The sequence below is a fragment of the Shewanella sp. NKUCC05_KAH genome, from assembly GCF_019345585.1.
GTDB lineage: Bacteria > Pseudomonadota > Gammaproteobacteria > Enterobacterales > Shewanellaceae > Shewanella > Shewanella oncorhynchi.
The window spans coordinates 1-355 of the sequence record NZ_JAHKQZ010000057.1 but is presented as its reverse complement, the minus strand read 5'-3'; the positions used below and the strand labels follow the sequence as shown (position 1 = coordinate 355).

The 355-nt window shown below is 47.9% G+C and carries 1 tRNA gene and 2 rRNA genes; all 3 read right to left on the bottom strand.

What is annotated here, in order from left to right:
• Positions 1 to 103: ribosomal RNA gene (gene rrf, locus KO533_RS22460) — 5S ribosomal RNA — on the bottom strand; the annotation flags it as partial.
• Positions 104 to 140: 37 nt separating this feature from the next.
• Positions 141 to 216, bottom strand: a tRNA-Thr gene (locus KO533_RS22455).
• Between the two features lie 38 nt (positions 217 to 254).
• A 5S ribosomal RNA gene (gene rrf, locus KO533_RS22450) occupies positions 255 to 355 on the bottom strand; the annotation flags it as partial.

The window sequence follows — 355 nt, the reverse complement described above, 5'->3', positions numbered from 1 at the left end:
CTACTCTCACATGGGGAGACCCCACACTACCATCGGCGCGTTTGCGTTTCACTTCTGAGTTCGGGATGGGATCAGGTGGTTCCACAAGGCTATTGTCACCAAGCAAATTCTTTATTCTAGGATTAAACACTAGATTGTAATGGTGCTGATACCCAGAATCGAACTGGGGACCTCATCCTTACCAAGGATGCGCTCTACCGACTGAGCCATATCAGCAATTCTATACTAATCAATTAAGATTATTTAAATTAGGCGCTTGGCGATGACCTACTCTCACATGGGGAGACCCCACACTACCATCGGCGCGTTTGCGTTTCACTTCTGAGTTCGGGATGGGATCAGGTGGTTCCACAAG